An 18,102-nucleotide genomic window follows, 5' to 3' on the forward strand; every position below is an offset into this window, starting at 1 on the left:
AATAATATTATGAGTCAAGTTGACGAAAAAATCGATTTGTCTTTCGGTCTTGATTTCCTTTTCTATACTCATCAATATATTGCCTAAAGTTCCAAGCTTGTAAAAATTTATTAGCAGAGTTATAACCAGAATTGTAAAGCCAGTCTTTTTCTTCCTTCGTCAGTTCAAAATTAGTACTTGTAATCGTTCCTGTTGGAATTGTAATCGTTCTTGCTTTTGATTCCTTATCTAAATGACGTAAATCATGAGCTTGCATCATTGTTTTAAATAGTCCTTTGAACATAGAAATAGGCTCGTTATAGTGAGCAGGGTCAGCTTGAATCTCATCTTTTACAAAATGAAATCCGAAAGTCGGCCAGCGAGGAGCGGTAGGTGAATCGAAGATCCAAATTGGATAATTACTTAGAATTCCTCCGTCAACCATATAACAAGGCTGCTTCCATTTTGGAGTTCTCCATTTTACGGGTTCAAAGAAGAAGGGGATTGTACTACTCATTCTTACCGCTTTAGCGATAGAGAAGCGATAATTTAAAAATCCATAGTTTGGTAAGTCGTCAGGAAAGACAACCATTTTACCATTACTAATATCAGAAGCGATGATTTTGAGTTTGTTTAGATCCGGTAAATCAGTAAATAAATGAACACCTTTTTTTCGAAGTAATTCTTCAATCCATTCTTCTATAAATACATTAGAGTATATACCTAGAGTAGTCCATGCACTTAGTCCTTTTCCGATAAAGGGGATTTTGTCAATAAAGGTTTTCTTCGTAAATTTGTTATAATCGATATCAGTTATAATGGTTTTTAGCTCTGAACAAGAATATCCTGCAGCTAAAAGTGCCGCGATAATTGCACCAGCTGATGTTCCAGCTACACGTTCCCATTCATAACCTTTTTCGGCTAACGCGCAAATTGCCCCAACATGCGCAATACCGCGCACACCGCCTCCTTCAAAAACACCATCAATCTTCATTAAACATACTTCCTTTCAAATAAAAGATTTGGAAATGGCAAAAAAGCACGTATTGTACGTGCTTTTTTACAATGGTTTTTAAGTTTACTAGCAGCCTACAAAGCCGCCCCAACAGCTAGCTCCGATGATGATTAGAAGGATGAATAAAACGATTAATAAAGCGAAACCTCCGTAACCACAACCACCACAGCTACCGCCGTAACCGTAACCGCCGCAACTATATCCGTAACCCATGTGGAATTCCTCCTTATATTAAAAATAAAAATGAACGAGGGGAAAATGTACTGGAAGAACTAAAGAACTATCGTGTTTGTAGGAACAATGTATAGTATGCTTTTTTAAACTTGTTCGCGTACGAAGGATAAGCCCGTTTTTGGAGGCTTGTTGATTTTGTAAAGAATGAAGTATAATCTTTGTACTATGATATAAATAAGTATGTAAATGTAAGGAGAATTTATGAATAAAAAAATTGAAGTATTAATTGATAAATATGAACTAACACACTTGAAAGAGGAACTTATTAATACTGTATTTCCTTGTATAAAAGTTGTGCCAAAGCAGCAGGAAACTGTTGCGATAGGTAGTTCGAAAATGGGAGGAGTTCCTGATTTACCAGCTTTATTTGAATATCCAAAGCATAAAGGAAATCCACTACAATTTATCGCGCAATTTAACTTAAGTGATTTACAAAACGTTGGTATGGATCACAATCTTCCTAAGACGGGGATGCTGTATTTCTTTTGCATTGAAAATTATTTTGAAGAAAATGTGAAGCTAACAGAGGGTGGGCGTGTACTTTATTATGATGTTCCTGTAGAGCAATTACGAAGAGGAAATGAAGTACAAGCGAAATATAACCAGTGTGCAATTACTTTTGAACTGACATACAAATTACCAGAACTTTTCATTGAAGATGAGGCTGATTCAGATCGTTTCTTGCAATTACTTGAAGAGCTAATTCCGGATAACTACGATAACCATCAAATGTTTGGTGAGCCATTCTCTGTACAAGAAGAAGTGTTATATGAGACGGGAGAATATATGGGAGTAGACCCGCAGCAAATGACTCTTTTATTCCAAATTGATTCAGATCATAAAAATTGTAATATGGTTTGGGGAGAACTAGGGATGCTATATTTCTGTATTAGTAATGAAGATTTGAAAAATCAACGTTTTGAAAATACATGCTGCGTATTACAAACATGCTAATGAAAAAAGGTTGTTCTTTTTAAAAGAACAACCTTTTTATGTGAATTAGTTAATATGCATAATCTCATATGACCTATACGAAAAAGTATTGTATACTCTGAAACTATACGATACTTTTTCGTATAGTTATAGAATATAAGGAGTGACAAGATGGGAAAGACAAGTAAGTATGTGACAGCTGCCGCACTTTGTTCAACTATAGTAATGGGAGGCTTACAAGCGTCATCTGTATCTTATGCAGCTACAAATCCGACTACAGTGACAGCACAATCAGATGTAAAGTTATTAGATGATTTCAGAAAAGAATTAAAAAAACAGATTGATAATCGAGAAGAAAATATTACAATCACATATAAAACAAAAGATAGAAATGCTAGAAATATTATGGATCAATTGTATGGTGAGTTTAATAAAATTGTAGATGCTGATGAGTATGTAAAATATAATGTAGCGTCTACTAGATATTCCATTAAAGGAATGCCAGGGGACTATACGTTTACACTGCAAGTAAAATACCGTGAATCAAAAGAACAAACTCAATATGTAAAAGCTCAGGCGAAATCAATTGTTGGATCAATTGTAAAACCAGGGATGGATGAGCATGAGAAAGTAAAAGCTATTCACGATTACGTTGTTAAGCATGTGTCTTATGATACGTCTTATCAAGCGTATACAGCATATGAAGCATTAGCGAATCGTTCTGCCGTTTGCCAAGGATATACATTATTAACGTATGAGTTGTTAAAAGAGGCAGGTATTCAAAATCATATTGTAACAGGCACAGGAAATGGACAAGCTCACGCGTGGAATTTAGTGAACATTGAAAACAAATGGTATCACCTAGATACTACATTTGATGATCCAGTACCAGATAAAGCAGGGCGTGTAACTTACTCATATTTTAATATGTCTGACGAACAGTTAAGTAAAGATCATGAATGGGATCGTAGCAAATATCCAGCGGCAACTACAAGTTATTTTGGTGAATTAACAAATAAAATAAAAGCTGGTAGCTCAAAAACTGTCTTATATGAGCAGATGTTAAAAGAAACAAATTTACAATACTTATCTGCAGAATACGGAGCAGAAAATTATAATGAATTTAAGAAAAAGTTGCAGCAACAGTTTGCAGCCAAGCCAGAAAAAGTAGAAGTGCGATATAAGCAGTCCATGGATGGAACGATGCAAGATATAAAGAAAGTATTAAATGAAATAAATTGGCCAAAAGGTGCAAAGCGTGTGTCTTATCAAGTAGCGCCTTACAGTGCATTGGCGGGTTATTCATTAGCGACAATTACATTTACGTATTAAGCAATGGGAAAAAGCATCTGTAAAAGGTGCTTTTTTTATTAATTGATTGCTTTTGAATATTAAGAATTGTGTGATAGAATAAATGGATAAGGATGTGAATGTGGAATGAACTTGTTCGAAAGTAATATTTTTACATTGATATATACTTGTTTAGTAATCGGACTTATCGTTTTGTTTTTCATATCATTTACTTTGTTTATTAGAAGAGTATTACAAAGCAGTGCTGCAAAGAAACACCACGTGATTAATATGAACCAGAAGCTAGATCGAATCATTGAATTGCTTGAAAAAGATAAGAAATAGCGATAGAAGAGGTATGAAAAGGGGAAAGAGAATGGCCAATTATATAAAAGAATTACGTGAAAAAGTAGGACATGATTATGTTTTCTTAAACTTTGCCGGTGGTTGTGTATTTAATAAAGAAGGAGAAGTATTACTGCAAAAAAGAGGAGACTTTAACGCTTGGGGATTTCCAGGTGGTGCAATGGAGATAGGAGAATCAGCTGCGGAAACTGCAATCCGAGAAATAAAAGAAGAAACCGGGTATGATGTAGAAATAAATGAGCTTATTGGAGTGTATACAAAATATTTTCAATCATATCCAAATGGAGACAAGGCTCAGTCAATTGTGATGTTCTTTTCATTCTCAATAGTTGGAGGTGACAAAAAAGTAGATGGTGATGAAACGCTGGATTTGAAGTTTTTCCCGTTAGACGACATGCCACCGTTATTTTGTAAACAACATGAAGATTGCCTGCAAGATTTATTGGAGAAAAGAGTAGGGGTATATCGTTAACATATAAAAAAGAAGCTAAATGAAGATTAGCTTCTTTTTTATGTTTAATTTATTTCCACCAATCATCAAACATTGACGCTGGTACTTGTCTTTTATGCTCACTCACTGTGTAACGTTTTTCAATTTTCTCTGCAACGTCAGCTGGAACTGCTTTACCTTCTAAATAATCATCTAATTGATCATAAGTAATACCTAACTCTGTTTCATCAGCTTGACCTGGTTTTTCATCTAATAAATCAGCTGTTGGCATTTTTAAGTAAAGTCGCTCGTCTGCACCTAACTCTTGTAATAATGCACGTCCTTGGCGCTTCGTTAATCCCGTTAATGGTAATAAATCTGCACCACCATCTCCGAATTTTGTAAAGAACCCTGTTACAGCTTCTGCAGCGTGATCTGTTCCGATAACAAGTAGCCCTTTTTGTCCACCAATTGCATATTGAGTAACCATACGGATACGTGCTTTCACGTTACCTTTATTGAAATCTGTTAATGATTCACCCAATAAGTTTTCATATTGATTTGAAAAAGCATCAACAGTTGAAGCAATATCAAATGCAACAGATTGATCTGCTTGAATGAATTGTAATGCTAATTGTGCATCATCTTCATCTTTTTGTACTTTATAAGGAAGACGCACGGCGATAAACGTTGCATTACCACCTTCGTTACGAATTTCTTCAACTGCAAGTTGTGCTAAGCGTCCTGCTAATGTAGAGTCTTGTCCGCCGCTAATACCAAGTACAAATCCTTTTGCACCTGTTTTTTTTACATAATCCTTTAAGAAATCAACTCGTTTACGAATTTCAACTTTTGGATCAATTACAGGCTGAACATGTAATGCTTTCATAATCTGTTCTTGTAATGTCATTATGTTTCCTCCTATTCATATTAAAGCGGTAATTAAGTTTATATGTATAATGGTACATACTTCTATCCTTTATTATTTCGCAAAATTAACGAATATACAATAGGATGTGTGTATGAATATGAATGTAGTCATTATAAATAAAGTACTACGTATAAGCAATTTTTTTAAACCTTTCAAAAATGTAAGGTTTTTGTCATTTGAATCGATGGAAGGTATTTCCGCACTTTACTAATATAAAAACATAGATAGTAGAAGGGCGGAGAAGTAATATGAACATTAGAGAACTAGCATATCGGAATGTAACCCGAAATAGACGGACATACTCAGCCTATTTTTTGAGTAGTGCATTTGCAATTATGGCCTTTTTTGTGTATTCATTTTTTGCGTTTCATCCGGCATTAAGTGCAGGAGAATTAGGTCAGTACGTATTCGTAAGTATGTCTTTTGCACAGTCTATTATTTACTTATTTACATTCTTCTTTATTTTATATTCGATGGGAATGTTTTTAAAAACGAGAAAGCGTGAACTAGGAATTTTAATGATGCTAGGTATGACGAAATATCAATTAAAGCGTCTGATCTTTTTTGAAAATATTATGATTGGAATAGGGGCAATTATTTTTGGTATTCTTTCAGGTATGTTATTTTCAGGGGGATTACTATTTGTCGCTCCGATGATATTGAAACTAGATATCTCCTTATCCTATTACATACCGATGAAAGCAATTGTTGTAACGAGTATTATGTTTTTTATTTTATTTATGATCATATCATTGTTTAGTGCAGGAATGATTCGTAAAAATAAGATTATGAAGTTGTTTAGAGGATCAGCAGAGGCGAAACCGGAACCGAAAGCATCAATCATTTCTTCCATATTAGCAGTAGTATTGCTTAGTGCTGGCTATGTAGGAGCTCTTCTATCACATGGAGCAATGGTATTTATTATGATGATTCCTGTTACAACGGTAGTTATTATTGGGACGTATTTGTTGTACAAGCAGCTGAGTGTCTTTATTATTCGATTATGTAAAAAAAGTAAACGTTTCTATTGGACACAGACTAATATTATTACGTTATCAGATTTAGCGTATCGCATGAGAGATAACGCAAGAATGTTCTTTATTGTAACCATTATTTCTACTGTAGCATTTTCCGCAATAGGGACATTAGTTGGCTTCGCATCCATGACGAAAGGGATAATGGAGAGACCGATTTCGTTTCATTACCATTCTAAGCAAGGGAATAGTAACGAATCACAGCATATACAAATGATTGACAAAGGATTAAAGAAACATAGTATAGCAGCTTCAAAAACTAATATTTCGACAAAGAAAACGGAGGAACAGTCGTTAAGAAGCGCCATTTTTATAAAAGAATCAGACTATAAGAAATATGCAAAGTTAACAGAAGAACCATTTAATACTGTAGCAAATAAAGAAGTTGTATTTTTGTCAGCTAATATACCAGGGCCAACGATGAAAGAAAGAAAAGAAATTACTTTACCTAATATGAATGAAAATTTAAAAGTGAAAAAAGTTACTTCATCTTCATTGGGGAAAATATTAAGAGGAAATGTTTATGTAATCTCTAATAGTCAATATGATTCATTACAAGATGGGTTTATAGAGACAAAAGATTATATGTATAAAACTGAAAGAACGAAAGATGAGATTGAAATTGGTAAAGAGCTTACGCATCAAATTAAACCGTATCAAGAATATTCAACGTTTAGTGCGGAAGAGTACGAGCAAAACCAAAGTTTACAAATTGCAGGACCGATTTTATTTGTAGGTTTCTTTATTGGTATAGTATTTTTCGTTTGCGCAGGAAGTTTCCTTTACTTCCGTTTATTCTCCGATTTGGAGGATGATGTTCGTTTGTTCGAAATGATTCGTAAAGTTGGATTGACAAGTAGGGAATTATCGAAGGTAGTTACAATTCGATTGGCGCTTTTATTCTTCGTTCCAATTGGTGTTGCAACATTACATGGAGCAGTAGCCTTAACGGCGTTAGGGCAAATGTTTGAGTACTCATTGTTTAAAGAAAATACAGTTGTATTAAGTATTTTCATAGTTATTCAAGTTGTATACTTCTTACTTATAAGATCCCGTTATGTAAAACAATTAAAAGAGAGATTACGTATGCATTAAATGTGTTTTTTTAACTCGAGTACAAAATTTTCTAAAAAGAGGCAAGTATTGTCAAAAAGTGATAAAATGGAAAAAGCGAGGTGAAAAAATTAATAGAGAGTAAGGGGGGAGAAATATGAAAGCAACAGGAGTTATTCGAAAAGTAGACGAATTAGGACGAATTGTTATCCCTAAAGAATTACGCGATGTATTGGGAATACAAATCAAATCACCGCTTGAAATTTTTGTAGAAGCAGATAAAATCATTTTACAAAAATATCAACCTTACAATGCTTGCCAAATCACAGGTGATGTTTCAGGGCAGAATATTACATTAGCAAATGGAAATATTACAGTTGGCATAGAGGGAGCGGAATATTTAGTAAAAGAAATAGAAAAGTTTTTAAACAAGAGTGAGGTTTAGTCTTAATTTATATTATTTTTCAAATACATATCATTCTTTTAAAAGACTGTAAGAGGACCATTAATTGGTCCTCTTATTTTGGTTATTAGTTGAACGACTCGGGTTGTTACTTCCTACAAATCATAGGGAAAATAAAGAAGTATTATAGAGGTAGTAAATGATGTTGAGAAATATTTGAAAAGAAGGAAAACAAAAAGAATAAAACGAATGTTACATTTACACGTATTCAAAAGTGGTCTGAAATGAAAATAATACATTTTCAGGAGGGATTACGATGAGTAGTACAGTGAATAAACAAAAAGGTATACAATTGATTCCGTTTACCGTAAATAAGGTGGTAGAACAAGTAAATGAAATTCCACCAGGTGTACAACTGATTCACGCTCCGCAAGTATGGGAAAAGAGTGTGAAGGGGCAAGATGTAGTCGTTGCCGTATTAGATACAGGGTGTGATACTAATCATATAGATTTAAAAGATCGTATTATCGGCGGAAGAAATTTCACAAAAGATTATGAAGCTGATCCAAATGTGTATCTTGATAATAACGGACATGGTACTCATGTTGCGGGAACGATTGCCGCGACTGAAAATGGTGTCGGTGTATTAGGAGTTGCACCACTTGCTAAAATGTTAGTATTAAAAGTTTTAGCGGGAGATGGTTCTGGAAGTTATGAGCAAATTATTGAGGCAATTCATTATGCTGTAAATTGGAGAGGGCCGAATCAAGAGAAAGTGAGAATTATTTCAATGTCACTTGGTGGTCCGCAAGATGTTCCAGAATTACATGAAGCAATTCAAAATGCGGTAAAGCAGGATGTTCTCGTTGTATGTGCTGCTGGAAATAATGGAGATTGCGATGATGAAACAGAGGAACTAGACTTTCCGGGTGCGTACTTCGAGGTAATTGAAGTTGGTGCCGTTAATTTAGAGCGGAAGATTGCATGTTTTAGTAATTCAAATCAAGAAATTGATCTAGTAGCGCCAGGTGATGAAATATTATCTACGTATCCAGAAGGAAAATATGCTGTGCTAAGTGGAACTTCCATGGCGACGCCGCATGTTGCTGGAGCGCTCGCCTTGCTCATTAAACAGTGTGAGAAAGAATACGGTCGAAAGTTATCGGAGCCGGAAATATATGCACAACTCATTAAAAGAACTGTACCTTTAGGGTACGAACGTACATCTGAAGGGAATGGATTAATAGATTTATTAAAAGAATAGCCATATTAAAAAAACATCTCATATTCATATGAGATGTTTTTTTAATATGGCTCTGTCGCATGTAATACTTCCCTATTTAAAGAGTCTTATTTTTGTTGAATACTTTTTCTTTGTTTTATTTTTTGGGACAGGAATTTTGTTTGTATTAATGATGAGGCACTTACAAAACATATCTAGTGTAGCAAGAGGAACAGGAGCCGCGCTTGCAAATGCTTCTATGTATATTGGTCAAATGATTGGTGCGGCAATAGCAGGAATGTTATTTGCAGTATCTCACAATTTTATACTTATAGGTAGTTTTACTGCGTTACTATATATAGGAGCTTTATTTTTGTTTAGAAAAAGTGAAAAACTTACTGAAAGTAGTGAAACAGGAATTGCATCATAAAGCTTGTATAAATATTTCGCAAATCAGAATTAATAAGAGTGTGAATACATGAATGTGCTTTTAATTAAAGTGGTTACTAAAAGTATAGAAATAGTAGAAGAAATGTATTGTAACAAAGTTATGAGGAATCAAAAAATAAAAATCCCTATAAAGATAGGGATTTATATATCGGCATATAGTTCCTTGGAAAAAGATATACTTAGTTTAGCATATCGGACTACTTATATTTGTGAAATAGATGTGAAAGTAATGTGAAAAATGCCGAAGGAAAAAACTATTTAAATAGAGGGCAATTTAGATGGGGATATGGATTTTACATAAATGTTGTGTTATATTTCTACTTATCTGTTAATAATTACATATTTTAATTTTATTGGGGATAAAAGGGAGAGGTTTAAATGCAATGGTATTTGAAAGCTCTAAAGAATTATGGGAATTTTAGTGGTAGAGCTACGCGAAAAGAGTACTGGATTTTTAGTTTATCCAATATCGTAATTTTTTGGCTACTGTTATTTTTATCATCATTTTCAGAGGTGTTAGTTGCTATTATTGCGTTGCTATTTATGTTAGTAATGATTATACCAAGTTTTTCGGTTGGTGCACGACGATTACATGATATTGGGAAAACGGGATGGTGGCAACTATTAAATTTTGTACCGTTTGGTAGCATTGTTTTACTTGTATTTTTTATCATTGAAAGTGAAGAAAATGACAATCAATACGGACCAAATCCGCATTCAGATTTAAAAGAAGCGATTTAATAAACTTATTTAGTTTGTAGCATTACTAGTTCAATTATTTTATCTATTATTAAAATGGTTTGCGTGGGCTAATATTATTAGGTTGATCTTTAGGTCTAGATGACTTTTGAAACTGTAAAAATGGAAAGATAAAGGCAGAGAGAATATAGCATGGAAAGAAAAAAATTCTAAATAAAAAGCACTGTTTTAGCTAATGTAGCTAAAACAGTGCTTTTCTCTTTGATTGAACAGTTGCAGCATTTTCATCATGTATACCTGCATCTTTAATAATTCGTTGTTTTGCTTTATTTAATAGATGGTTTACTGCTTCGCCAAAATAGTTAGCTTCGCTTTTTGTGCGGGCTTCTCGTAAACATTTATAGTTTTCTAGCAGTTCCTCTTTTTCGGAGTTTGTTAAGAAATCTTCTATTTTCTTTTTTGTCATACGAAACACCCTTTCTCCTGACAAACGACGCAATAGAAAATATTTATTTCTCATTATAACAATAATTTTAAAAGAAAGTATACACTAACGTCGCAATAATTTGTCAATTTCTTGAATCTTCTCATCAGCTTTCCCAATTTGCGTATTTTTAGCCTGTTCGCCACCAAGAGCTTGATGTAGTAAAAAAGTTTGACCGGAAATAGCAGTTACAATGGATACTTTTATAATTTCTTTTATTGCGGTGACATCGAATAAAACGAGCCCAAGAAGTGCGGCTAGGCTACCAGTAAAAATATCAGTTAAAAATCCAAAATGAAAAAATGTTTTCAAACGGCGTGGAAGCAATAACTTACCTTGGTTATTGATTAGATGGGAAACGAAGCCGGTAATGCCACCAACGAGAACAGCGGTTAGCCATTGATACATTTCCATCGAATCCACTCCTTTTAGTGAATAAGATTCGATTATTTCATATTGATTCCTTTTAATATTTCATATAAGCATATTGAGAAAGTTTGTTTGGGTATATTTTGTATTCAAATTAATTATAACAGAAAATTTAGATAGATTTCAGTCTATTATATGAATCATTTTTACAATAATATGAATGCAGAAAGGGGTGCGTGATATGAATATAGATTATCGAATAAGAAGTGTAGATGGTTATACAAAAAAAATAGGGGAATTAGTAAGCCTGTTTGAGCATACGAGAGCTGTAACATTAGGCGAAGTAAAAAATTTATCAGTTGAGCAATTAGATTTAATTATGCAAAGCAGCGGAAATTCAATTGGCGCCTTATTAAAGCATATAGCAGCTATTGAAAAAGTTCATCAGCTTATTTCATTTCAAGATCGTGACTTTACAAAAGAAGAATTAGAAATATGGGAAGATGCACTGTATTTAGGGGAAGCGGGTAGAGCAATCCGTGGTCATGAAATAAAGTATTATGTACAACTTCTACAAAGTGTTCGAGAAGAATCTCTGAAGTATTTAAGTGAACAAGGTGATGAGTGGCTCATGTTAGAAAGAAAGTGGCCTAACGGTGTAGCATATAACCAGCACTATCTATGGTTTCATGTGCTAGAAGATGAAATTAGTCATCGAGGACAAATTAGAATGCTCAAAAACAAGTTATTTGAAAATTACGTAAAATAATGTAGCTTTTTATAGGAGAATTCCATATAATGAGAATAATTAAAATAAGAACGGGGTGATGTATTATGGCGAAAATAACTTATATGAATAATCAACCAAATACAAAGGTGGATGGAAAGGGCGATATTATATAAGGTAATTCGCAATCCTTCCACTTAGTACAAACTAGGGAGGATATTTATTTGAATCAAAATATTTTAGAATCTTTCGGCTGGGATTCATTTTTTGAAGAACAAGTTACAGAGAAAAATTATGAAGTAGGTCGTATTTTACTTGAGCATAAGCATATATATCGCATTATTTGTAATGATGGTGAATATATGGCAGAACTGTCTGGGAAGTTTCGGCATGAAGCGATTACGAAAGGCGATTATCCAGCAGTTGGTGATTGGGTGTATATAAAGAAAATAGAAGATGAAAAGAAAGCGATTATTCATCGTATTTTCCAGCGAAGAAGCTCTTTCTCAAGACAAGAGGCTGGAACAAGAACAGAAGAACAGATTATAGCAGCAAATGTAGATTATTTATTTTTAGTGAATGCACTTAATCATGATTTTAATGTTAGAAGGATGGAACGTTATTTATTATTAGCGTATGAAAGCGGCGCTATGCCAGTTATTGTTTTAACAAAGAGTAGTATATGTAATGATGTGGAAGAGAAAATTGTAGAAACGGAAGCTATAGCAATTGGTGTTCCTATTTTCGTTGTTGATAGTTTAGAGCATACAGGTATAGATTCGTTGAAACAATTCGTTTCTTCAGGGAAAACAATTGCTTTAGTTGGATCATCAGGGGTAGGAAAGTCAACTTTGTTAAATGCTCTAATAGGAATTGATGTAGCAAAAACGGGAGATATACGTGAAGAGGATAGTAGGGGGAGGCATACGACAACGCATCGAGAATTATTCCAATTGCCTAGTGGCGCTCTCGTGATTGATACGCCTGGCATGAGGGAATTGCAACTTTGGGAAGGCAGCGAAGCGATTCAAACAGCATTCTCTGATATTGAAGAATTTGCGACAACATGTCGTTTCCGTGATTGTAAGCATGAGAATGAACCAGGATGCGCGGTGTATAGTGCAATTGAAAATGGACTTATTACGATAGATCGTTTGAAAAGCTATAAAAAATTACAAAGAGAACTGGCGTATTTTATGAGGAAACAAGATGCAATCCTTGCCAGAGCAGAGCGTGATAAATGGAAGAAAATTTCTAAACAACATAAAAAAATGTAAAAACCAAAGGGGCCCCTTTGGTTTTTTCTATTTGTAAATTTTATAATAATATTATTCGTATATATAGACAAAAGGAAATTAATTGTTTAAACTTTACAAAGTATTCACCATAATAGGTTATGAAAATAATAATTAGGGAACGGGAAATATTCATAATTAACTCAATTTAACTTTTAAATTTGAAAATTAGGAGGTTCATAATGGGTAAACTATTAAATTTGTTTCGTGATATGAAAGTAGCAAAAAAGCTATTAATTTCATTCTTTGTAATTTTAATTGCAGCCGTTTCTATAATCGGGGGCATGTCTTATCAAACTGCTAAAAAGAATTTTGAATCACAAATTACGAGTAGTGCTAACGATAATATAAAAATATTAGATAATTTAATCAATCAAATGATTGAAGCAAAATTTAACGATGTGAATAACTTTGCACGAGTAATTCAAGGGAATATGTATCAAGGGGATAATCAGGATGAGCTAAGAAAGACATTATCTCAGTATATCAATTTGAATATAGATGTTGAACAAGTGTATGTTGCCGGTAATGATAAGAAATTTGTACAGGAACCAAATATACAAATGGCAGCAGATTATGATCCAACAACACGACCTTGGTATAAAGATGCAGTGGCAAAACAAGGTGGTATTGTTGTTAGCGAGCCATATAAGGCAAAAGGAAATGGACATATTGTCGTAACGATTGCAAAACAAACAGAAGATAAAAATGGGGTTGTTGCGCTAGATTTAAGTTTAGACAATTTATTAAAAACAACAAAGTTAATCAATATTGGTAAAAAAGGATATGCCTTCATTTTAGATGGAAAGCAAAAAATCATTGCTCATCCACAAGAAAAATCAGGGGATAAAGCAGCTGATTCTTGGGCAAAGAAAATTTATGAAGATAATCATGGTGCTTTTACATATTCTTATGGTGGTAGTGAAAAGAATATGGTATTTGCTACAAACGTAAAAACAGGTTGGAAAATTGGTGGGACGATGTACGCAACTGAAGTAATTGAAGCTGCTCAACCTGTATTTTATAATATGTTAATTGTTATGCTTATTTCGTTAGTAGTAGGTGGAGTACTTATTTATTTTGTGACACTTTCAATTACGAAGCCTTTAAAGAGATTAGTTATCACTTCTAAAGAAATAAGTGAAGGGGATTTAACGCAAACAATTGAAATTCATTCTAATGATGAAATTGGTCAACTTGCGAAAGGTTTTAACGAGATGACAAATTCATTACGGACGTTAATTGGAAGGATTAACACTTCGGCAGGACATGTTGCAGCAGCATCAGAAGAACTAACTGCAAGTGTAAGACAAGCGAGTGAAGCAACTGAGCAAATTACAACAGCAATGGATGAAATATCAAGTGGGGCAACGACGCAAACAACAAGTGTAGAAAATGGTGCTATGTTACTGTTTGATGTAACGGAAGGAATTCAGCATGTAGCAAATAGTTCATCATCTATTAATATCGCTTCTGCTCATACTCGTGAAAAAGCAGAAGATGGTGGGAAACTAGTAGGAAGAACAGTAAACCAGATGCAGTCTATTGCAGAATCGGTTTCACAATCAGATGCTGTTATACAGTTATTAAATAATAAATCAAAACAAATTGGTGATATATTGGAAGTAATTCAAAACATTGCAGATCAAACAAATCTTCTAGCTTTAAATGCGGCAATTGAAGCGGCAAGAGCTGGTGAACATGGAAGAGGTTTTGCAATTGTTGCAGATGAAGTACGTAAATTGGCAGAGCAGTCTAGCATATCTTCCAGTGAAATTAGTAAATTAATAGGCGAAATACAAGACGATATGGGTAAGACAGTCAAATCAATGAATCATGTAAATGAAGAAGTTCAATCTGGACTTGTTATTGCAAATGAAACGAAGCAAAATTTTGCTGAAATTTTACAATCTACAAATGAAATAGCTAATCAAATTAAGACGATGGTTGAAACGGCTAATGGAATGTCAAAAGGTGCAAATGAAGTATCTATTTCAGTAGGACAAATTGCAATGACAGCACAAAATAATGCGACAAGCACACAAAATGTTGCGGCTTCAGCTGAAGAACAGCTAGCTTCGATGGAGGAAATTGGATCAGCGGCGGGTACGCTATCTCAAATGGCTGAAGAATTGCAAGTATTAATTGAGAGATTTAAAGTTTAATAGAGAACAGACTCCCCCTAGTAGCATTATGACACTAGAGGGTAGTCTGTTTTATTATGTAAAATCAAATGGAGATGTAAACTTCCTTTATGACGTTTAAAATGGTATTTCGCATAATATTTGTCGAAAAATAGAGGTGTTTGTTAGCTTTGTGTATAATTATTAACCTATAGAATACAAATAAAAGGAGAGTATTATGGGAGTGTATTGGGGGACAAAAAGACATTCTTGGCTTAGTTACGTCTCATTTTGGCTAAGTATTTCATTTTTTATTGTTTTTCTAATTGAAGTGTTTATATTAAAAACACTTTCGAATAGCTCGGTGCAAATTGTTAAATATTTTTATTTTATACTTGTACCAGTAAATATTTTTCTTAGTTTAAAGTTACTATTTAAGAAGAATGAAAAGAAAGCGTTACCTATTTTTAGTTTCATTGTCTCATTATTATTTGCAATTTTAATAATCGTATTAGTTTTAGCAGCTATAGGGAAGTTCTTTTAAGGGGAGTGGTATAAGTCACTCTCCTTTTTTATTTGTGGTAGTCTTACTATATGTAAAAGTGTGAATGCTGTGAGCTAATAAAAGCGGAGAGTAGACAATATTTGCATGGATTAAAGTCTGTCGTTATTTGAACTTGTAAGAGTGTATGGAGTAATGAGGTAATATACATAATAATGGAGATAGAATTAGTTATTTTATAAGTGTGTATGAAGCAAATGAATACGGTAAGAACGGTGATATATGGTACAATAGCTATGGATAGTGATAGAGATAAAGGGTATATAAAATACTCATCGTTTTTTAGTAAGAGAGGGGTTATCTTATGCTATACGAGGATTTGGAGACATTATTTCAAACAGCTCCGAAAGAAGATAGAGGCGGATGGAAATATATAATCCAAGAACAAAATGATACATTTAAAATTGGTGATGAAATACTGAAAAATCAAATGAGTGTCGAATTGTATTTTAATGAATACGATGAGGTGAAAATCACTTTATATAAAGATGGAATTCCCATTACGACTATGCAAAAAATTACGATTTCAAAAGTTGAATTAGACGAAGATGAAGAAGGTATTCAATTTGTTTTAGAACGCATGCCTAGTCGAATGATCCGGTTGCAGTTAAAGCCGTATTTAGCATTAGAAATGGGACCGTACTGGGAAGTATGTGATGATTGTGAATGAACATAAAAAAGCATCCAATAACATGGATGCTTTTTTATGTTTTTTGAAGTTGTTTAAACGCAATGATTGGAAGTATAACAATACTTACCCATCCGATGATAGGATATAGAATGTGAAGTAAGTCACTGTAACCGATGTAACTAAAGCAATAACTAATTAGTAAAATGAAGAAAATAATATTGTGATTTTTCCACCCAGTAATAGATTGCATCTGTTTTGTCATTCCGAACACATTACCAACTAAAGTTGTGAAAACTTCACCGAAAATAATGAGAACGAAGAAGAAGTGAAAAGTTGCATTAAATCTTCTTATGACTTCAGCCATTGGGATGTTATATTGATAAAATTGATCGACTGATAAGATTGCTAAATGGCTGCATAATAAAATTAAAGAAAGTCCAGCACCACCTAAAATCCCACCCCAAAAAATGGCTTTTCGATCCTTTACTTCACTGGCTAATGGGACGAGAACACTTTGGGCGAGAGAAAGGTTTAAGGCGACATATGTAATAGGGCTAGTAATCCATTTCATATTCCAGCTCTCTGCAGGAATAGTGTTATTAATAGGAGGTGTACCGTGAAAAAAGGTTGTAATAGCAAGTCCTATAATAAAAATCATCATAATAGGTACGACAAGTGTATTTACTTCAAAAACACCTTGTAACCCGCGGCTACTTATAATGAGACAAGCGATAACTGTAATGAGAATACCGAGTTGTCTTGGTAAGCGAAGTTGCTCTTCAAATACTGCACCAGCGCCTGATAACATAACGCTCGTTACGCCGAATAAAACGAGTAATAATAATGTGTTTACAACATTCCCAAATACATCCCCAAATAAATATTTGTTAAATTCTTGCGCTGAAAATGCCCCGATTTGTGATGAAAGTAACATCATCTTTGTACCAAGCCAAATAAAAAAAAATCCACTTACACATATGCCAATTGTCCCGTATAATCCATTCACTGTGAAAAATTCAACAATTTCTCGTCCAGTAGCAAATCCAGCTCCAACGACAGTTCCGATATAAGTAGCAGCTACTTTCTTTGCTACTTGCCATTGTTGATTGTCCATGTTATCCCTCTTTCTACTATGATGAGCTTGATGTACTATTATGCATATGTATGAGCTTGGACAATTAGACGTATGAAGTGGTTGAAAAAATACATGAATTAAATGATATTAGGGAAGCATTAAAGGTGTTAAAACTTTGTTACATATAAGCCAATTGTTCGAAAGGAAAGGGAATGTATGGTAAAATGTAATTAAGTAATTAAAAGATAAACATTACAAAATGATAAGAGGAGTGATTGTATGAGTACGAAAACAAATGTTGTTGAAGTATTAAACAAGCAGGTAGCAAACTGGAATGTGTTATATGTTAAATTACATAATTATCACTGGTATGTGACAGGGCCACACTTCTTTACATTACATGAGAAATTTGAAGAGTTTTATAATGAGGCTGGAACGTATATTGATGAGTTAGCAGAACGTATTTTAGCTTTAGAAGGTAAACCATTAGCGACAATGAAAGAATATCTCGCAACATCTAGTGTCAGCGAAGGGACAAGCAAAGAATCTGCAGAAGAAATGGTGCAAACATTAGTGAATGATTATTCTGCACTTATTCAAGAATTAAAAGAAGGTATGGAAGTTGCGGGTGAAGCTGGCGATGAAACATCAGCTGACATGCTGTTAGCAATTCATACAACATTAGAACAGCATGTATGGATGCTAAGTGCATTCTTAAAATAACGATAAATATATAGAAACCCATTGAAAAATTATTTCAATGGGTTTTTTTATGATTTTTCAGTTTTCTTTTATGC

At 33.7% G+C, this 18,102-nt stretch carries 21 protein-coding genes and 1 pseudogene; 16 read left to right on the forward strand and 6 right to left on the reverse strand.

Annotated elements, in window-relative coordinates; genetic code table 11:
- Nucleotides 1–7: 7 nt before the first annotated feature.
- Both QO049_RS12310 and QO049_RS12315 read right to left on the reverse strand, forming a co-directional pair.
- A complete protein-coding gene (locus QO049_RS12310) occupies nt 8–973 on the reverse strand; it encodes a patatin-like phospholipase family protein (protein WP_000686789.1) in 966 nt (321 codons plus the stop codon).
- 87 nt (nt 974–1,060) lie between these two features.
- Nucleotides 1,061–1,207 (reverse strand): YjcZ family sporulation protein, encoded by a 147-nt coding sequence (locus tag QO049_RS12315; protein ID WP_000540425.1) that lies wholly within the window; start codon nt 1,205–1,207, stop codon nt 1,061–1,063.
- A 222-nt stretch (nt 1,208–1,429) separates the two neighbouring features.
- On the opposite strand from QO049_RS12315, the gene QO049_RS12320 reads away from it, so the two are divergent.
- The 4 genes from QO049_RS12320 (at nt 1,430) to QO049_RS12335 (ending at nt 4,289) form a co-directional block, all read left to right on the forward strand.
- Nucleotides 1,430–2,182 carry a YwqG family protein gene (locus QO049_RS12320; protein WP_001034837.1) on the forward strand — a complete coding sequence of 251 codons (753 nt, stop codon included), beginning with the start codon at nt 1,430–1,432 and terminating at the stop codon, nt 2,180–2,182.
- Between the two features lie 150 nt (nt 2,183–2,332).
- Nucleotides 2,333–3,493, forward strand: a complete 1,161-nt coding sequence (locus tag QO049_RS12325; protein ID WP_284489282.1) for a transglutaminase domain-containing protein — start codon at nt 2,333–2,335, stop codon at nt 3,491–3,493.
- A gap of 105 nt (nt 3,494–3,598) precedes the next feature.
- On the forward strand, nt 3,599–3,796 hold the full coding sequence (locus tag QO049_RS12330; RefSeq protein ID WP_001048102.1) for a DUF4083 domain-containing protein: 198 nt from the start codon (nt 3,599–3,601) through the stop codon (nt 3,794–3,796).
- Between the two features lie 31 nt (nt 3,797–3,827).
- Nucleotides 3,828–4,289: an NUDIX hydrolase gene (locus QO049_RS12335; RefSeq protein WP_000024999.1), complete on the forward strand. Its 462-nt coding sequence runs from the start codon at nt 3,828–3,830 to the stop codon at nt 4,287–4,289.
- A 49-nt stretch (nt 4,290–4,338) separates the two neighbouring features.
- Here QO049_RS12335 and nadE read toward each other — a convergent pair whose 3' ends face one another.
- Complete coding sequence (gene nadE, locus QO049_RS12340; RefSeq protein WP_000174901.1) at nt 4,339–5,157, reverse strand: ammonia-dependent NAD(+) synthetase; 819 nt, start codon at nt 5,155–5,157, stop codon at nt 4,339–4,341.
- Nucleotides 5,158–5,426: 269 nt separating this feature from the next.
- On the opposite strand from nadE, the gene QO049_RS12345 reads away from it, so the two are divergent.
- The 6 genes and pseudogenes from QO049_RS12345 (at nt 5,427) to QO049_RS12365 (ending at nt 10,081) form a co-directional block, all read left to right on the forward strand.
- Entirely contained in the window at nt 5,427–7,307 is a 1,881-nt protein-coding gene (locus QO049_RS12345) for an FtsX-like permease family protein (protein ID WP_001025977.1), read from the forward strand.
- Between the two features lie 115 nt (nt 7,308–7,422).
- Complete coding sequence (locus QO049_RS12350) at nt 7,423–7,710, forward strand: AbrB/MazE/SpoVT family DNA-binding domain-containing protein (protein ID WP_000648325.1); 288 nt, start codon at nt 7,423–7,425, stop codon at nt 7,708–7,710.
- Between the two features lie 274 nt (nt 7,711–7,984).
- Nucleotides 7,985–8,932 carry a serine protease gene (locus tag QO049_RS12355; protein WP_246962586.1) on the forward strand — a complete coding sequence of 316 codons (948 nt, stop codon included), beginning with the start codon at nt 7,985–7,987 and terminating at the stop codon, nt 8,930–8,932.
- Between the two features lie 49 nt (nt 8,933–8,981).
- A pseudogene (locus QO049_RS12360) lies at nt 8,982–9,320 on the forward strand (MFS transporter permease); the annotation flags it as partial.
- Nucleotides 9,321–9,368: 48 nt separating this feature from the next.
- A complete protein-coding gene (locus tag QO049_RS30735) occupies nt 9,369–9,575 on the forward strand; it encodes a hypothetical protein (RefSeq protein WP_001101741.1) in 207 nt (68 codons plus the stop codon).
- Between the two features lie 143 nt (nt 9,576–9,718).
- Nucleotides 9,719–10,081: a DUF805 domain-containing protein gene (locus tag QO049_RS12365; protein WP_001198794.1), complete on the forward strand. Its 363-nt coding sequence runs from the start codon at nt 9,719–9,721 to the stop codon at nt 10,079–10,081.
- Between the two features lie 199 nt (nt 10,082–10,280).
- Here the strand turns inward: QO049_RS12365 and QO049_RS12370 are convergent, their stop codons facing one another.
- A complete protein-coding gene (locus tag QO049_RS12370) occupies nt 10,281–10,505 on the reverse strand; it encodes a hypothetical protein (RefSeq protein WP_000162602.1) in 225 nt (74 codons plus the stop codon).
- 84 nt (nt 10,506–10,589) lie between these two features.
- Nucleotides 10,590–10,937: a DUF4257 domain-containing protein gene (locus tag QO049_RS12375; RefSeq protein WP_000426317.1), complete on the reverse strand. Its 348-nt coding sequence runs from the start codon at nt 10,935–10,937 to the stop codon at nt 10,590–10,592.
- Nucleotides 10,938–11,133: 196 nt separating this feature from the next.
- Here QO049_RS12375 and QO049_RS12380 point away from each other — a divergent pair, with 196 nt between their 5' ends.
- From QO049_RS12380 to QO049_RS12400, 5 genes are all read left to right on the forward strand, one after another.
- Nucleotides 11,134–11,661 (forward strand): DinB family protein, encoded by a 528-nt coding sequence (locus QO049_RS12380; protein ID WP_284489283.1) that lies wholly within the window; start codon nt 11,134–11,136, stop codon nt 11,659–11,661.
- A gap of 182 nt (nt 11,662–11,843) precedes the next feature.
- Complete coding sequence (rsgA, locus tag QO049_RS12385; RefSeq protein ID WP_001073074.1) at nt 11,844–12,896, forward strand: ribosome small subunit-dependent GTPase A; 1,053 nt, start codon at nt 11,844–11,846, stop codon at nt 12,894–12,896.
- A gap of 200 nt (nt 12,897–13,096) precedes the next feature.
- On the forward strand, nt 13,097–15,079 hold the full coding sequence (locus tag QO049_RS12390; RefSeq protein WP_000517294.1) for a methyl-accepting chemotaxis protein: 1,983 nt from the start codon (nt 13,097–13,099) through the stop codon (nt 15,077–15,079).
- A 196-nt stretch (nt 15,080–15,275) separates the two neighbouring features.
- The gene (locus QO049_RS12395; protein WP_000539571.1) at nt 15,276–15,581 is read left to right on the forward strand and encodes a hypothetical protein; all 306 of its coding nucleotides are present in this window, start codon (nt 15,276–15,278) and stop codon (nt 15,579–15,581) included.
- A gap of 322 nt (nt 15,582–15,903) precedes the next feature.
- Nucleotides 15,904–16,269, forward strand: coding sequence for a DUF3979 family protein (locus tag QO049_RS12400; protein ID WP_000965059.1), 366 nt, complete (start codon nt 15,904–15,906; stop codon nt 16,267–16,269).
- 34 nt (nt 16,270–16,303) lie between these two features.
- Here the strand turns inward: QO049_RS12400 and QO049_RS12405 are convergent, their stop codons facing one another.
- Nucleotides 16,304–17,344 carry a YkvI family membrane protein gene (locus QO049_RS12405; RefSeq protein ID WP_000370203.1) on the reverse strand — a complete coding sequence of 347 codons (1,041 nt, stop codon included), beginning with the start codon at nt 17,342–17,344 and terminating at the stop codon, nt 16,304–16,306.
- Between the two features lie 240 nt (nt 17,345–17,584).
- Here QO049_RS12405 and QO049_RS12410 point away from each other — a divergent pair, with 240 nt between their 5' ends.
- Entirely contained in the window at nt 17,585–18,028 is a 444-nt protein-coding gene (locus QO049_RS12410; RefSeq protein ID WP_000105199.1) for a Dps family protein, read from the forward strand.
- Nucleotides 18,029–18,102 lie beyond the last annotated feature (74 nt).

This window comes from Bacillus sp. RB3 (assembly GCF_030164735.1).
Classification (GTDB): Bacteria; Bacillota; Bacilli; order Bacillales; family Bacillaceae_G; genus Bacillus_A; species Bacillus_A cereus.

Coding starts and splice junctions, on each gene's coding strand:
- QO049_RS12320 (WP_001034837.1), top strand. CDS start 1,430: ATGAATAAAAAAATTGAAGTATTAATTGATAAATATGAACTAACACAC.
- QO049_RS12390 (WP_000517294.1), top strand. CDS start 13,097: ATGGGTAAACTATTAAATTTGTTTCGTGATATGAAAGTAGCAAAAAAG.
- QO049_RS12380 (WP_284489283.1), top strand. CDS start 11,134: ATGAATATAGATTATCGAATAAGAAGTGTAGATGGTTATACAAAAAAA.
- QO049_RS12395 (WP_000539571.1), top strand. CDS start 15,276: ATGGGAGTGTATTGGGGGACAAAAAGACATTCTTGGCTTAGTTACGTC.
- QO049_RS12350 (WP_000648325.1), top strand. CDS start 7,423: ATGAAAGCAACAGGAGTTATTCGAAAAGTAGACGAATTAGGACGAATT.
- QO049_RS12370 (WP_000162602.1), bottom strand. CDS start 10,505: ATGACAAAAAAGAAAATAGAAGATTTCTTAACAAACTCCGAAAAAGAG.
- QO049_RS12405 (WP_000370203.1), bottom strand. CDS start 17,344: ATGGACAATCAACAATGGCAAGTAGCAAAGAAAGTAGCTGCTACTTAT.
- QO049_RS12410 (WP_000105199.1), top strand. CDS start 17,585: ATGAGTACGAAAACAAATGTTGTTGAAGTATTAAACAAGCAGGTAGCA.
- QO049_RS12335 (WP_000024999.1), top strand. CDS start 3,828: ATGGCCAATTATATAAAAGAATTACGTGAAAAAGTAGGACATGATTAT.
- QO049_RS12310 (WP_000686789.1), bottom strand. CDS start 973: ATGAAGATTGATGGTGTTTTTGAAGGAGGCGGTGTGCGCGGTATTGCG.
- QO049_RS12345 (WP_001025977.1), top strand. CDS start 5,427: ATGAACATTAGAGAACTAGCATATCGGAATGTAACCCGAAATAGACGG.
- QO049_RS12315 (WP_000540425.1), bottom strand. CDS start 1,207: ATGGGTTACGGATATAGTTGCGGCGGTTACGGTTACGGCGGTAGCTGT.
- nadE (WP_000174901.1), bottom strand. CDS start 5,157: ATGACATTACAAGAACAGATTATGAAAGCATTACATGTTCAGCCTGTA.
- QO049_RS12330 (WP_001048102.1), top strand. CDS start 3,599: ATGAACTTGTTCGAAAGTAATATTTTTACATTGATATATACTTGTTTA.
- QO049_RS12325 (WP_284489282.1), top strand. CDS start 2,333: ATGGGAAAGACAAGTAAGTATGTGACAGCTGCCGCACTTTGTTCAACT.
- QO049_RS12400 (WP_000965059.1), top strand. CDS start 15,904: ATGCTATACGAGGATTTGGAGACATTATTTCAAACAGCTCCGAAAGAA.
- QO049_RS12355 (WP_246962586.1), top strand. CDS start 7,985: ATGAGTAGTACAGTGAATAAACAAAAAGGTATACAATTGATTCCGTTT.
- QO049_RS12365 (WP_001198794.1), top strand. CDS start 9,719: ATGCAATGGTATTTGAAAGCTCTAAAGAATTATGGGAATTTTAGTGGT.
- QO049_RS12375 (WP_000426317.1), bottom strand. CDS start 10,937: ATGGAAATGTATCAATGGCTAACCGCTGTTCTCGTTGGTGGCATTACC.
- QO049_RS30735 (WP_001101741.1), top strand. CDS start 9,369: ATGAATGTGCTTTTAATTAAAGTGGTTACTAAAAGTATAGAAATAGTA.